The organism is Pseudomonas sp. MC6 (assembly GCF_054790575.1).
Map to the genome: position 1 here is coordinate 4,862,314 of NZ_CP186504.1, position 15,233 is coordinate 4,877,546.

11 protein-coding genes are annotated in these 15,233 nt (G+C 61.1%); all 11 read right to left on the bottom strand.

Annotated features, from left to right (window positions below; all coding sequences use genetic code 11):
• Positions 1–1,581 carry a glycosyltransferase family 39 protein gene (locus tag ACOYXE_RS21730; RefSeq protein WP_405122551.1) on the bottom strand — a complete coding sequence of 527 codons (1,581 nt, stop codon included), beginning with the start codon at positions 1,579–1,581 and terminating at the stop codon, positions 1–3.
• Between the two features lie 55 nt (positions 1,582–1,636).
• Positions 1,637–3,244: an efflux transporter outer membrane subunit gene (locus ACOYXE_RS21735; protein WP_460926593.1), complete on the bottom strand. Its 1,608-nt coding sequence runs from the start codon at positions 3,242–3,244 to the stop codon at positions 1,637–1,639.
• Positions 3,241–4,311, bottom strand: a complete 1,071-nt coding sequence (locus tag ACOYXE_RS21740; protein ID WP_160054622.1) for an HlyD family secretion protein — start codon at positions 4,309–4,311, stop codon at positions 3,241–3,243. The genes ACOYXE_RS21735 and ACOYXE_RS21740 overlap by 4 nt, the downstream gene beginning before the upstream one ends.
• A gap of 26 nt (positions 4,312–4,337) precedes the next feature.
• Positions 4,338–5,876: an MFS transporter gene (locus ACOYXE_RS21745; protein ID WP_160054620.1), complete on the bottom strand. Its 1,539-nt coding sequence runs from the start codon at positions 5,874–5,876 to the stop codon at positions 4,338–4,340.
• Between the two features lie 191 nt (positions 5,877–6,067).
• Positions 6,068–6,985 carry a LysR family transcriptional regulator gene (locus tag ACOYXE_RS21750; RefSeq protein WP_025113444.1) on the bottom strand — a complete coding sequence of 306 codons (918 nt, stop codon included), beginning with the start codon at positions 6,983–6,985 and terminating at the stop codon, positions 6,068–6,070.
• 128 nt (positions 6,986–7,113) lie between these two features.
• Positions 7,114–7,980 (bottom strand): ABC transporter permease, encoded by an 867-nt coding sequence (locus tag ACOYXE_RS21755; protein ID WP_160054616.1) that lies wholly within the window; start codon positions 7,978–7,980, stop codon positions 7,114–7,116.
• A 20-nt stretch (positions 7,981–8,000) separates the two neighbouring features.
• Positions 8,001–8,861 carry an ABC transporter ATP-binding protein gene (locus ACOYXE_RS21760; protein ID WP_016985557.1) on the bottom strand — a complete coding sequence of 287 codons (861 nt, stop codon included), beginning with the start codon at positions 8,859–8,861 and terminating at the stop codon, positions 8,001–8,003.
• A 22-nt stretch (positions 8,862–8,883) separates the two neighbouring features.
• On the bottom strand, positions 8,884–9,780 hold the full coding sequence (locus ACOYXE_RS21765; RefSeq protein ID WP_160054612.1) for a TauD/TfdA dioxygenase family protein: 897 nt from the start codon (positions 9,778–9,780) through the stop codon (positions 8,884–8,886).
• A gap of 357 nt (positions 9,781–10,137) precedes the next feature.
• Entirely contained in the window at positions 10,138–11,505 is a 1,368-nt protein-coding gene (locus ACOYXE_RS21770) for an HlyD family type I secretion periplasmic adaptor subunit (protein WP_007918311.1), read from the bottom strand.
• The gene (locus ACOYXE_RS21775; protein WP_160054610.1) at positions 11,495–13,651 is read right to left on the bottom strand and encodes a type I secretion system permease/ATPase; all 2,157 of its coding nucleotides are present in this window, start codon (positions 13,649–13,651) and stop codon (positions 11,495–11,497) included. The genes ACOYXE_RS21770 and ACOYXE_RS21775 overlap by 11 nt, the downstream gene beginning before the upstream one ends.
• A 34-nt stretch (positions 13,652–13,685) precedes the next feature.
• Positions 13,686–15,035, bottom strand: coding sequence for a TolC family outer membrane protein (locus ACOYXE_RS21780; protein ID WP_007918308.1), 1,350 nt, complete (start codon positions 15,033–15,035; stop codon positions 13,686–13,688).
• Between the last annotated feature and the right edge of the window lie 198 nt (positions 15,036–15,233).

A 15,233-nucleotide genomic window follows, 5' to 3' on the forward strand; every position in this document is an offset into this window, starting at 1 on the left:
CTATTCACCCGCAGGTTCGGTCACGAACAAGCGTGCTTGCATCCCGCCCGCATGGACTTCAGCGCTGGCCCGCCAGGTTGCGGGTCGCGGTGAGAACTCTTGTGGCTCGTCGACGGTTCCGACCAGCCAGACCCGGCCTCCGGCGGGCAGCTCGGTCAGGCTGTTCAGATAGACATCACTCGTTACCAGCGTGCCGAACCCGTACTCATTTGGCCGCGTCGACTGGCCATCGGCGTTCGGTGGAGTGAAGAGGCGCACCTGCGCCCCGGTGCGATCGTAGTAGACGTAGCTCAGATACCAGAGCATGTCGCTGGTGACGATGCGGTCACCGGGAAGGAAATGCTGGTTGACGTACTTCACGACCGTGTCGAGTTGATCATGAGTGTCGACCGTGGCGTTGTTGCTCACACCGACCAGTTCCACGCCGACCAGCGCTACCAGCACCGCCAGTGCAAGCATGCGAACGCGGCTATACAAACGATCAATGGCCAACGCCGCGAGCATCGGTAAACCGAGGGCAAATGCCGTCAGATATCGCTCAATGAATACCGGCGTGATGAACGACACCGCGAACACCAGCAACAGCGGCAGACCGGTGTACAGCGCCAGCAGAATGCTGCCGCGCGACACACTGCGATCGCGCATGACGGCCACAACTGCCAGCACCAGCAGTGCCAACGGCAGCGCGCCAAAGACCAGCAGCGGCAGACTCTCACCATCGTCCTGAATCAGCCATGACCAGATCATCGACGGCAACGACCCCAACGTCACCGCTGGCTCCCAGCCGACATCACCGCCGACTTCGAGTTGTTGCATGTGCTGCATCAAGTCGAGCAGTTTGGGTAACCAGGGCAGATACAGCACGACAATGGCCAGGTTCGCCAGCCACCAGTTCCCGCGCTGGATATGCCGGAACCGGTAACCGCGCTGTACGCGGATCGCGATCAGATAAAGCCAGTGACACAGCGCCGCGAGCACGGCGAAATAGTGGGTGTAGAGCGCGGCGCTCATCAGCAGCAGGTAATACACCAGATAGCGCTGGCGTTGCGGGCGCCGGATCCAGTAGACCAGCGCCAGGCTTGCGGCAATCAGCAGCGCACCGAGCAGCGCGTACATGCGCACTTCCTGGCTGTAGCGCACCGCCGTCGGTAGCAGTGCGAGTAACAATCCGGCGATGAACGCGGCGCGGCGAGTGGCCAGGCGATCCACCAGCCACACGCCCAGCCCGACCGCCGTAATGCCGGCCAGCGCACTGAGAGCGCGGACCGCGAGAATGCCGTCCCCGAACAATTCGACCCAGCCATGCAGCAGCATGAAATACAGCGGCGGATGCACATCGAATGCCGCGTGCTGCCAGATTTCACTCAGTGAGTAGCGCGCCAGCAGCAGACTGGAACCTTCATCGCCCCAGATCGCTGCCGCTGTCAGATCATAAAAACGCACGAACGCGGCCAGCGCGAGAATTGGCCACAGCCAGTGATTTTTTACCCAGCGCACCCAACGCAGGCTGCCGAACCAGGAACCGGGCACGGCAAACGGATCTTGCGTGTCGCCCATTGGCGTGACTCTGTTGACCGCCATCGCTTCCTCTTGCCGCGCCGCAGCGCCACGAGAGTATGACGCGCCAACCTGCCCATCACTTTAGGTCAGCCACGGCGGAACCGTCGATGCCGGTTGGCGCTTTCACGACACCCGGCAACCCGACGGCGACTTTCGCCTCTGGATACACCGATTGCCAACCGCCGCCCAATGCCTTGTACAACCCGACCATCGCCAGCGACACGCCAGTGGAGCTTTCCACCCACTGCTCCTGCGTCGCCAGCAACGCACTTTGCACGGTAAGGACGTTGACGAAATCAACCACGCCTTCGACGTATTGCTGTTGCGCAGTACGCAGGGCGATCTGATTCTGACGTACGGCTTCGGCGAGGCTGTCGCGGCGGCGCTGACTGGCGTTGTAAGCGGTCAACTGATCGTCGATTTCATGCCAGGCGCGCAACACCGTCTGCTGGTAGGCGATGGCCGCTTCCTGCTGCTGCGCTTCACGCAATTGCAGCACGCCACGCAGACGTCCGCCGTCGAACAACGGCAGGCTGAATTGCGGGCCGATGCCGAACGCGCGTGAGCCCCACGAGCCAAAGTCGCTGAGTTGCATGGCTTGCGAGCCGAGGTTGCCGGACAAGGTGATGCGCGGATAGAAATCGCCCTTGACCACGCCGATGTTGGCAGTGGCGGCGTGCAGACGCGCTTCGGCCTGGCGGATGTCCGGGCGGCGTTCGGCCAGTTGCGACGGCAGGCCGATGGCGACTTGCAGCGGCGACTGCGGCACGGCGGCGTCTGTGGATAACTCCTTGGCCAATGCCTGTGGCGGTTCGCCCATCAGCAGGCTTATCGCGTTGATCAACTGCGATTGACGTTGTTCCAGCGCCGGCAAGCGCGATTCGATGGCCGCGACTTGCGCGGCGGCTTCGGCGACGTCGAGATCGGTCGCCACGCCGTCGGCCAGACGCAGTTGCGAGAGTTTCAGGCTGTGCCGCGCGACATCGAGGTTCTGCTCGGTGACGGCGCGGGTGTTCTGCACGCCGCGCAGTTGAATGTAGTTTTGTGCGGTGTCGGCAAGCACCGCCAACAGCACCCCGCGACGGTCGTTCTCAGCGACTTCAAGGTTAGCGTCGGCCGCTTCGGTTTCGCGGCGCACGCGGCCCCAGAAGTCCAGTTCCCATGACGCGGAGAAACCGGCGTCCCAAAGGTTGAACGCGGAATCGCCGTTGTGTCCGGACGGATCGTTCAGGCCTTCGCCGCTGTTGCGCTTGCGCGCGTAACTGCCCGTGGCGGCGGTGCTAGGATAACGGTCAGCGGTGATCACCTGGCGAGCGGCGCGGCTTTGTTGCAGGCGGCTGCTGGCCAGTTGCAGGTCGAGGTTGCTCTTCACCGCACGTTGAGTGAGTGCAGAGAGTTGCGCGTCGTGGAAGACTTCCCACCAGCGTTCGTTGAGGGGTTCGCTGACGGCTTGGCTGGGGGCGGACTTGGCGGGTTTGGCCCAGTCGGCGATTTGTGGGGCTTCGGGCTTCTGGAAGTCTGGGCCTACGGTGCAGGCGGTGAGACTCATTGTGAGCAAGGCACTCAGAGTGATTTGCTGCCACTGGCCTCTTCGCGAGCAGGCTCGCTCCCACATTCTGGAATGCGCAGCCCCTGTGGGAGCGAGCCTGCTCGCGAAGGCGTCGGTTCGATCAACATGGCTCATCGCTGAGTCACCTCACGCACCAACGTCGCCGAGCTGGCGGTATCAATACTCGCCTCCACCGACATCCCCACGCGCAAGCGCTCGGCCAATGGCTGACCCGGTTCCAGCATGATCTTCACCGGAATCCGCTGCACCACCTTGGTGAAGTTGCCCGTGGCGTTATCCGGTTTCACCGCCGCAAAGGTCACGCCCGTCGCCGGGGCAATACTCTCGACCCGACCGCTCAACGCTTCGCCGCCAAGGCTGTCGACACGCACCTGCACCTCCTGCCCCGGCTGCACATCGGTCAGTTGCGTCTCCTGAAAATTCGCCACTACATACGCCTGCTGCAACGGCACCACCGCCAGCAGTTTGCTGCCCGGCGTCACATACGCACCTACGCGCACCGCACGCTCGCCGATCATGCCGTCCTGCGGCGCCGTGATACGCGTGTAGGAGAGTTCGAAACTGGCGATTTCCAACGCCGCTTGCGCGTGTTTCAGACTGCCTTCGGCGGCATCCCGCTGAGCCGTGAGAATGTCGACCTGCTTGCGCTCTGCCGCCAGTTTCGCCGTGGCGGTGTCGAGATGCGCAGTGGCCTGATCGATGCGCGTGCGCGCCTGTTGCGCGTTTTGCACCGTGCCGGCGCCAACGCCCGCCAAGTGGTTGTAGCGATTCAACTCCTGCTGAGCGAAAGCCATTTCCGCCTTGGCCGACACCACCGAGGCCTGCGCCTGGGCGATCACCGAAGTCTGGCGTTCCAGCGTCGCTTTGGCATTCTGCAACTGCGCTCGTGCCACCAGGGTTTGCGCGTCCGCTGCCTCAGCTGAAGCGCGCAGATCGCGATCATCGATCAGCGCCAGCAACTGTCCGGCCTTCACTTGCTGGTTGTCCTCCACCAAGACTTCCTTGATAAACCCGGCCACGCGCGGCACAACGAGCGTGTAGTCGGCGGAGACAAAAGCGTCATTGGTGTTTTGCTGGGTACGTTTGCCAAACACGCCGGGCAGCGCCAGGTAAACCAGCACGCCGACCGCCAGTGCGGCGGCGATGGCCACCGCGAGTTTTTGCTTTGCTTGAGTCGTCATAAAAACCTTCTGTTTCAGTACAGCGATCAGGTCGGCGCGCGCGGCGGATAGATCCGCGTCGGCAGCCAGAAAATCAGCAGGATCAGCGCCACCGCGACGCCGGCCATGCACACGTAGAGATCGGAAGAAGTCAGCACCACGGCTTGTTCGTGCAGGCGATGGGCGAGGCCCGGATCGCTGCGATCGGCCAGCGGCGAATTGCCGAGGCTGTCGACCAACATGCTCGAATGGAAATGCAGACGCGACGTGGTCAGTGCCTCGATCACCCCGGTGGCGACCACGGCCGACAGGCCTTTCACGGTGTTGAACCATGCCGATGCGAAGGGACCGTCCAGCGGTGTGATGCTGCCGGTCGAAAGCATCAACAGCGGCAGCACCGCCATCGGCTGACCGAAAATCTGCAGCCATTGCAGGACGTAGAAGTCGTCGCGAATCCACTGCGAGGTCAGCTGCGATCCACCCAGACAGGACAGTGCCAACATGCTCAGACCGATGCCGAGCACCCAGCGGCAATCGACCCAACGCAGGTTGCATAGCGCCGCCACCAGTGGCAGCGCGATCAACTGCGGCAGCGCGGCGATCAGCATGATCGGCGCGGTCTGCACCGGACGATAACCCTGCACCTGCGCCAGATAACTCGACGGAATCAGCACTACCGCCAACAACACCACCAAAACGCCGGCCAGGGTCATCAGTGCGAACGAAAGGTTGCGGATACCGAGCATCTGCAATTTGAAAAACGGAATCGGCTGCGACCATTCGTTGATCAGAAACGCCACCAACAGCAGCGAGCCGGCACCGAGCAATCCACAGATCAGGCTCGACTCGAACCAGTCCAGTCGATTGCCTTGCAGCAAACCGATCACCAACATGCAGATCGCCGGAAAGCCCAGCAGCAGACCTTTCCAGTTGAACGATTTGAGGCGTTCCAAACGCAGCGGGTCCTGCGGAATGCCCCACGCGACCATCGCCATGGCGATCAGGCAAGGCACGATGATTTGCCAGAACGTCCACTGCCAGCCGACGTATTCGGTCCACAATCCGGCCAGCGGCGTGCCGAGGCCGGGGCCGAATGTCGCCGTCAGTGCGTAGCCGGCCAGGCCATAGAGTTTGATGTTCGCTGGCAAAAAGCGCAGGGCGACGGTCATCAACATCGGCGGCAATGCGCCGCCGGCCAGACCTTGCAGGATGCGCATCAGCAGCAGACTTTCGTAATTGGGTGCGAACGGGCACAGCACGCCGAGCAGAGTGAACAGACCGATCGCGCAGAGGGTGAAGCGGCGTAGCGAGAAGGTCACCGAACACCACGGTGCGAAGGCCATGGCCGCGACTGAGGTGGCGGTGTAACTAGCCACCAGCCAAGTGCCTTCGTCGTAACCGATGTGCAGCGCGCCGCGGATGTCGGCCAGGGCCACCTTGGTGACCATCTCGTTGAGGCCCGACACCAGCACCGCCAGCAGCACGCCGACCAGGCCAATGATGATCCGCGCCCCGAACACCGGTGGCGTCGCCGCCTTCGCCGGGCTGGCCGCAGCGATGGGCGCTGCCGCCGTCAGGGATGTCATGAATACTCACTCCGGAGGGAAAAATACCGGAGCATCTTAGTCGGGCTTGGCAATGACGAAAATTGACTTATTGGCAGCTTATAAGTGCGTCAGACGCAATTGTTAAAAGCAAAAGATCGCAGCCTTCGGCAGCTCCTATAGGGATATGCATTCCAGTGTAAGAGCTGCCGAAGGCTGCGATCTTTTGATCTTCAAGGCTGGGCAGCCAGCCACGTTTCGTCGCAACAGGCCTTGAGGGTTTCGCGCAGCCAGCGGTGCGCGGGATCCTTGTCGAAACGCGGGTGCCAGGCCTGGGTCAGCATCAGCGTCGGCAACGGGATCGGCAGGTCGAATGAGCGCAGCTTCAAACCCAGGCGACGCACGCTGAGCAACGCCTCTTTGGGCACCGGCAAGATCAGGTCGGAATCCGGCAGCGCAAACATCGCCGCATGGAAACTCGGCGCGATCACCGCCACGCGCCGCTCCAGGCCTAGCGCATTCAGCGCCGTATCGATCGGGCCGCGCGCGATGCCGCGTCGCGACATGCTGATATGGGAAAACCCGGCGTAGCGCTCGGCGGTGATTTCGCCGTCGAGCAATGGATGATCTTCGCGCACCAATCCGACAAAGTGTGTAGAAAACAGGTTTTGCACTTTGACTTCAGGGGTGACGGGCCGGGTGTTGCTGACGCTCAGATCGATGCGCCCTTCACGCAGGGCTTCATCATCGCCGTCGCCCTCTGGGACGAAGCGCAGTTCGCAGTGCGGCGCGAGTTGATCGAGGGTGTCAAACAGCTTGCCGCCATAGACACCGATGAAGAAGTCATTGGCGCGAATGCTGAAGCGCCGGCGCAGTGTGCCCAACTCTACGGTGTCGGCGGAACGGAACAACAGCGCGGCCTGCTCGACCACGTCGCGCACCTGTTCGCGCAACTCCAGCGCCTTGGGTGTCGGCACCAAGCCACGTCCAGCACGCACGAGGATCGGATCACCGATGGCTTCGCGGATTCGCGTCAGGGTGCGGCTCATGGCCGCCGGGCTGAGGTTCATTCGCCGTGCGGCGCCGACCACACTGCCCTCGTCGAGCAAGGCGTCGAGGGCGACCAGAAGGTTCATGTCCGGGAGCTGCATGCTGAGCACTCTTGGCTGATCAGGATTGATCTGGGCGCAATGCTAGCAAACATCCTTCAGCTTTGGCGGCGCCTTCAAAGACGCCTTCGCGAGCAGGCTCGCGATGAGGCCAGCCGCCACACCAAAAATTACCGCTGCATCCCCCAACGCTTGACGGTCACCCGCTCCAGCGTGTCGAACACCAGATTCTCCACCAGCAACCCGATCAGAATCACCACCGCCAAGCCGGCAAACACCTTGTCGGTGTACAGCTCATTACGATTCTGGAAGATGTACCAACCCAGTCCACCCTTGCCACTGGTCGCGCCAAACACCAATTCAGCGGCGATCAACGTGCGCCAGGCAAACGCCCAGCCGATCTTCAACCCGGCGAGAATCGACGGCAACGCCGCCGGGATCAGGATGAACAGCACCAGCCGCAAGCCCGTCAAACCGTAATTGCGACCCGCCATGCGCAGGGTTTCGGAAACACCGAGGAACCCGGCATAGGTGTTCAACGCCAGTGCCCACAACACCGAATGCACCAGCACGAAAATCAGGCTGTTCTGTCCCAGGCCAAACCACAGCAGCGCCAGCGGCAGCAGGGCAATCGCCGGCAGCGGGTTGAACATCGAGGTCATCGTGCTCAACAGATCACGGCCTAACTGCGTCGATACCGCCAACGTAGTCAGGGCGAACGCCAAAACGATGCCGATCAGGTAACCCTTGATCAGCACCACCAACGATATCCACACCTTGGCCAGCAACTCACCACTGAGCAGCCCCTCGAACAGCGCGTGACTGGTCTGCAAAAAGCTCGGCAGCATAAGGTCGTTGTTCTGAATCCGCGCGACCACTTCCCACAGCACCGCCAGCACAATCAGGATCAGACCTTTACGCAACCAGCCCTGCTGCCACAATCGCGTGCCAAGCGATAGTTCGCGCTCGACCGGCACTTCGGTCAGCGGCTCCAGCACACTTTCGAATTCTTCACGCACAGATGATGAATGGCTCATCGGGTAGTCCTCCTGGCCGCTCAATAGGCGATGCGAATATCGTTGAAGTCGTGGTCACGCTCGGTTTCCGGCGACTGGCCTTCGTCGAACAGCAGACGATGAATGCGCCGCGCCGATTCCTGAAACGCCACGCCACCGAGGCTGTGCAGATCGTATTGATGGCTGTGCACTTCGGCGCGCACTCGGCCGGGATGCGGCGACAGCAGCAGGATGCGATTACCGACCACCAACGCCTCTTCAATCGAGTGGGTGACGAACAGCAGCGTGAAGCGCACCTCTTCCCAGAGCAGCAGCAATTCTTCCTGCATCTTGCGCCGGGTCAGCGCATCGAGGGCGGCGAACGGTTCGTCCATCAAGAGGATTTTCGGCTGCATCGCCAACGCTCGGGCAATCGCCACCCGCGCTTTCATGCCGCCAGACAAAGTGTGCGGATAAGCATCGGCAAATGCCGCCAGGCCGACCTTTTCCAGATAGTGCAGCGCACGTTCTTCGGCTTCTTTTTTCTTCAGGGTGCGCGATGCAAGCAGCGGAAACATCACGTTCTGTTTGACAGTTTTCCACGGCGGCAGTTGATCGAACTCCTGAAACACCACGATGCGGTCCGGCCCCGGCGCGTCGACGCGCTGGCCTTGCAGACGGATCTCGCCTTCGCACGGTTGAATGAACCCGGCGACCGCTTTGAGCAAGGTGGATTTGCCGCAACCGGAGGGGCCGAGCAGCACGTAGCGATCGGCTGGATCGATTTCAAAACTGACCTGGTGGGTGGCGCGCACCACGCGTTGCGGCGTGCGGTATTCGAGGCTGACGTGATCGACCGCCAGCAGCGCTTCGCTGCGGGCGATCGGGTTGCTGGCCGCGTGGCCTGGCAAGGGAGCGTTCATGATTTGATCAATCTCCGGCGAATCAGAAAGGCGCGTCGCCCTGGATGGTCGTGCGATACAGCTTGCGGCGCAGGTGCGCCGGGCAGCCGGCGGCGAGATGGATCAGCGAACGGTTATCCCAGAACACCAGATCGCGGGGTTGCCACTGATGGCGGTAGATGTTCTGCGGCAGCACGCTGTGGGCGTACAGCTCGCTCAGCAGTTGCTGGCTCTCGTCTTCCGGCAGGCCGACGATGCGCGTGGTGAAACCTTCGCTGACGAACAACGCCTTGCGGCCGTTTTCCGGGTGCGTGCGCACCACCGGGTGCACCACTTCCGCGACCTGAGCCAGTTGCTCCGGGGTCAGCGTCGGGCGCCAGTTGCCTTCGAATTTGGTTTCGCTGTAACGCGCCGTGTAGGAGTGCGCGGCACTGCGGCCTTCGACCGCTTTGCGCAACGCTTCGGGCAAGTTGTCCCAGGCTTTGTGCATGTCGGCGAACAGCGTGTCGCCGCCCTCCTCTGGCAACTCCTGAGCGTGGAGCATCGAGCCGAGGCTTGGCAGCTCTTTATAAGAAAGATCGGAGTGCCAGAACTTGCCAGCATCACCGAGGCCGATGTTCTGGCCGTTTTCGATGATGTTGGAAACGATGAGGATTTCCGGGTGGTTGGCCAGCAGGAACTGCTTGAGCACATGGATCTGCAACACGCCGAAGCGGCGGCTGAAGTCGATTTGCTGTTGCGGGGTGATTTGCTGGTCGCGGAACACCACGACGTGGTGATCCAGGTGCGCGCGGTGGATGCGCGCAAAGTCCTGATCATTGACCGGCCGAGAGAGGTCGAGGCCAATGATTTCGGCGCCGACGGCACCGCTGAACGGACGGATTTCAAAGGATTGCGGCGCGGCGGTCGCGGCGCTTGGGGAAGCAGTAGCTGCGGACATCTTTCCATCTCCCACGCACGGCACGCTCACGGGCGCGCTCGTCGATCAGACACTCACGCTGGATTGCGTGTTGGTTCAGGTCGTGCGGCGCGCCGATTGGTCGGCAGGTACGCAGGGGGTGACTTTATAGCTATAAGAATAGGAAATTAAATACCGTTAATGAATAACGATATGGCGAATGGTGAGGAATGGACTGAGTGGTGAGTGACGGTTTTTGTCACTTACTGACAGGGATGCGGTATTCCCACTGACGCCTTCGCGAGCAGGCTCGCTCCAGGGATCGCATTCCATCTGGAGAAATGCGATTACTGTAGGAGTGAGCCTGCTCGCGATGAGGCCAGTGAGGCCACTAAAAAATCAACGCTCGTGCAACGCCTCGGCCCGCGCGCGGATGATCGGCTTGAGCAGATAACTCAACACCGACTTCTTGCCGGTAATGATGTCCACCGAAGCGACCATCCCCGGGATGATCAGCAATGGCTTCTCGTCCGTACCGAGGTGGCTGCGCTCAGTGCGCACCTTGATGATGTAGTACGTGGTTTTCTTGTCTTCGTCGGTGATGGTGTCGGCACCGATCTGCTCGAGCTTGGCTTTGAGCCCGCCGTAAATGGTGTAGTCGTACGCGGTGAATTTGACGATCGCTTCCTGCCCCGGGTGCAGGAACGCGATGTCTTGCGGACGGATCTTGGCTTCGACCAGCAAGGTGTCATCCAGCGGTACGATTTCGACCATGTCACTGCCTGGCTGGATCACGCCGCCGATGGTGTTGACCAGCAACTTGTTGACGATGCCGCGCACCGGCGATGTCACCAGCGTGCGGCTGACGCGGTCTTCCAACGCCTTGCCGGTGGCGCTGGCCTTGTTCAGGTCGGTGCGCGCCTCGTTGAGTTGGGTCAGCGCTTCGCTGCGGAATTTGCCGCGCGTCTCGTCGATCTTGCGCTGCACTTCCTTGATCGCCGATTCGGCACGCGGAATCGCCAGCGTCGTTGCATCCAGCTGACCGCGGGTTTCCACCTCGGCACGCTTCAGACGCAAGACTTCCACCGGCGACACCGCGCCCTGCGCCACCAGCGGCTCGGACATGTTGATTTCCTGACGCTGCAAGCCGAGTTGCTGACGATACTGCGCTTGCTTGGAGGCGAATTCGCGCAGCTCTTGCTGACGCTGAATCAACTGCTCCTGCAAACCACCGATCTCGTCGTGCAACTGCTGGCGGCGGCTGATGTACAGCGACTCTTCGCTTTTCGCCTGACCCGGCACGGCTTTAAGTACGTCCTCGGGGAAATTCAGCGGGCGGTCATCGACCTCGGCGCTGAGGCGTTCTACGCGCAGCAGCATCGACAGGCGATCAGCTTCGGTTTCGCCAACGTTGGAAGCAAATCGCGTGTCGTCGAGGCGAATCAACGGCGCGCCTGCTTCAACAATCTGGCCTTCCTTGACGAACAGTTCGGAGATGATCCCGCCCTCAAGGTTCTGGATTTTCTGGATCTTCGACGACGGAATCGCCTTGCCGTCGCCCTTGGTCACTTCGTCGATCACGGCGAAGTTGGCCCACAGCAGCAGGAAGATAAAGAAGCCGATGATCGCCCAGATGGTCAGGCGTACGACGCGCGGGGCGTCTTCGATCAGCGCTTTGTTGACCTCCGGCAGGGGCTGGCCCTGCAACGATGCCGAGCCTTTGAAGTAGCGACGGATCGAATCCTTGAAACCCGACTTAAGCAACACTGATCTGCCCCTTCTTCAACGCTTCCATCACGGCGGCTTTCGGGCCATCGGCGAGAATCTGTCCACGGTCGATCACCAGCAGACGATCGACCAGCGACAACAGTGAAGCCCGGTGCGTCACCAGCACCACGGTCTTGTTTTCAATGACGGCGGCGAGGCGTTGCTTGAGGCGTTCTTCACCGGTGTTGTCCATCGCACTGGTCGGCTCGTCCATGAGCAAAATCGGTGGGTTGAGCAACAAGGCCCGAGCCAGCGCAACGTTCTGCCGTTGACCGCCGGAGAGGTTCTGCCCGCGCTCGCCGACTTGCAGTTCGTAACCTTGCGGGTGCAGGCGGGCGAATTCGTGGACGCCAGCCAGTTCGGCCGCCTGCAGGACCAGCTCGTCTTCGACATAACGTGCGCCGGAGACGAGGTTGTCACGCAGGGTGCCGGCCAGCAGTTGAATGTCTTGCGGCACGTAGCCGATGTTGTAACGCAGTTCGCTGACGTCGATCTGACGAATATCCACACCGTCGACCAACAACGCGCCGTCGTCCGGCTGATACAGACCCACCAGCAGTTTCGCCAGCGAACTCTTGCCCGAGCCGCTGCGGCCGATGATGCCGATTTTCTCGCCGGGACGGATCACCAGATTGATGTTCTTCAGCGCCGGGTTCTGTTGTTCCGGATAAGTGAAGTTGAGCTGGCGGCACTCGATCGCGCCTTGCAGAACCTTGCGGCTCAGCGGGCGCTCTTCGAAGTTGCGTTCTTGCGGCAGCTCCATCATCTGGTCGACCGAAGTCATGGTCACCCGTGCCTGCTGGTAACGGGTCAACAAACCCGACAGCGACGCCAGCGGGCTCAGTGCGCGGCCGCTGAGCATGTAGCAGGCAATCAGACCGCCCATACTCAGGTTACCGGCGATGATCTGGTAGACGCCGAAGACGATCATGATCACCCCGGCCAGTTGCTGGATCAGCAGGGTGATGTTCATCGCCAGACCGGAGAGCATTTTCACTCGCAGCTCGAGGCGGCTGAGGGTGCCAATGGTCTGTTCCCACTGGTACTGGCGCTCGCTCTCGGCGTTGTTGACCTTGACCGCGTCGAGGCCGGCGAGGGTTTCGATCAGGCTCGACTGGCGCTCGGCACCGAGGGCCATGGTGCGTTCCATGGTGGCCACCAGCGGCTTCTGCAAGGCGTAGCCGATCAGCAACGCAATCGGGAACGCCAGCACCGGAATCCACACCAGATGCCCGCCGAGAATGGCGATGACGATGAAGATGAGGATGGTGAACGGCAGGTCGATCAGGCTGGTCAGGGTCAGCGAGGCAAGGAAGTCGCGCAGGCTCTGAAACTCGTGGATGTTCTGCGCAAAACTGCCGACCCGTGCCGGACGGTACTTCATGGCCATGCCGACGATGCGCTCGAACAGCGTAGCGGAAATGATCAGGTCGGTTTTCTTCCCGGCCAGATCCAGGCACAGGGCGCGCAGACTCTTGAGCACCAGGTCGAAGATGTAGGCACCGGTGATACCCAACGCCAGCACCCACAGGGTCGCTTCGGCCTGGTTCGGCACCACGCGGTCGTAGACGTTCATCACGAACAGCGGCGCGGCCATGGCGATGATGTTGATCAGGAAACTCGCGGCGATGGCATCGGCGTACAGCCAGCGCGAACGCTTGAGGGTGTCGCGAAACCACGAGCGCGCACGCGGAATCAGCGTGCCGTGGTTGACGTCGAATTTGTGTTGCGGTTGGGCGAAGAACACTTTGCCGGTGTAATCGTCGGCGAGTAGTTCGCGACTGACCACGGATTCGCCGCCATCGCTTTCGCTGAGCAGCACCCGAGCCTCGTCGTCACCTTGCCAGCCCAACAGAACGGCACTGCGGCCATCCTTGAGCAGCAGCAACGCCGGCATGGCGATCGCCGGAATTTCTTCCAGTTTGCGCTGCAGCACTCGACCTTGCAGACCGGCGCGAGCCGCCGCGCGGGGCAGCAACTCGACACTCAGGCGTTGTTTGGGCAGCGGCAGGCCCGTGGTCAGCATCGCCGCGCTGGCGGGTTTCTGATGGAGCATGCAAAGGGCGAGCAGACCGTCCAGTAACGGATCGTCGTGCAACGCGCGTGGATCATGACTGAGTTGAACTCGACTGACTTCTGATTCCACGCTCGACACTCTTTGACAGTTGAAAAGGGATAACTCAATTCATCCCAGGCAGCTGGACCTTGGGCTTCACGTCGTTCTGCACAACGGATGCCAACGGTGCGACCACTCCCTGGCTTCTGAGCAACTCGCCCATGGTCGCCTTGATTCGGTACTGAGTAAATAACTGAATGTTTTTGATTTCAGCCAGACGCCGCGAAGCGGTGAACAACTCGTTTTCGCTGTCAAGCAAATCGAGCAGGGTGCGTTCGCCGAGGCTGAACTGACGCTGGTAGGCGGTGCGCACCGAGGTGCTGTGATCGACGTACTGCTGCGCGATCGGCACCTGCGCGTTAGCGTTGTTCAAGGCGTTCCAGGCCAGACCCAGCTCTTCGTTCAACTGACGCAAAGCGTTGTTGCGGATGTCCAGCGCCTGGTTCGACAGGTACGACTTGGACTCCAGATCGGCCTTGTTGCTGCCACCGGAATACAGGTTGAAGCGCATGCGCAGCATGGCTTGCCACTCGTTGTTGTGACCGTTCTGGCCGTCGAGATCGTTGTCGGCGGTACGGCCCAGTTCGGCGTCGAAACGTGGGTAGAAGGTCGACTTGGCGGTTTCGTACTGCTTCTCGGCAGCGGCGATGTCGGATTCGGCCGAGCGCAGGATCGGGCTGTTTTCCAGCATCTGCTGGCGCGCTTCATTGAGGTTGGCCGGCATCATCGCCATGAACGGCGCCGGACGCTCGAGTTGATCGGGCATCTGGCCGACGGCGCTGAGGAAGTTGGTTTCCGAGTCGGCGAGGTTGGTTTGCTCGGTGATCAGGTTGTTGCGGGCCTGGGCCATCCGCGCTTCGGCCTGATCAAGATCGGCGCCACTGCCGACGCCGCGCTGGGTGCGCAGCTGGATCTGGTCGTAGATGCGCTGGTGGCTTTTGAGGTTTTCTTCGGCCAGACGCACGAATTCGCGACGGGTCAACACGTCCAGGTAGACCTGGGCAACTGTCAACGCTGTGCGCTCGGAAGTGCCAAGCAGCGAATAGGCGCGAGAGTTAACGGTGGCTTGTTGACGCCCGACTTCGCTGGACGTCGCAAAACCGTCAAAGACCATTTGCGAGAGACGTAAACTTGACTCGCTGCGATTCAGGGTTTCGTAGTGGTTACCGGAATTGGCGCGGGTGGTGACGCTGTCGGTACCCTCACGGCCATAACCGCCGAGCAGATCGACCTTCGGCAGGTATCCCCCTTTCGCCGCTCTTAATTGATAATCCGCCGCCAAACGACTGTTGACCCCTGCCTGGATTTCCGGATGGACATCCAGTGCCTGCTGCATGGCTTCTGGTAAGGATTGCGCTTGTACAAAAGAGGCGGCGAGAGCGAAGGGTACGGCGAAAAGCAGGGGCGAACGCATGATAGGAATTTCCCAGAACTTCTTGTCTTGAATCACAGCAAAACGTGGCGCTGCGTCGGATGATGGCAACCAGATTGACCGTATGTCGGAAAGTTCAAAACAGGAACTGGATCACACGCTGAAGGACAGGTCGCCGCGGAAATATCAATGTGACATTAGTGGGGCGATTGTTTAGGATGGCACCCAGAAGGTCAATAG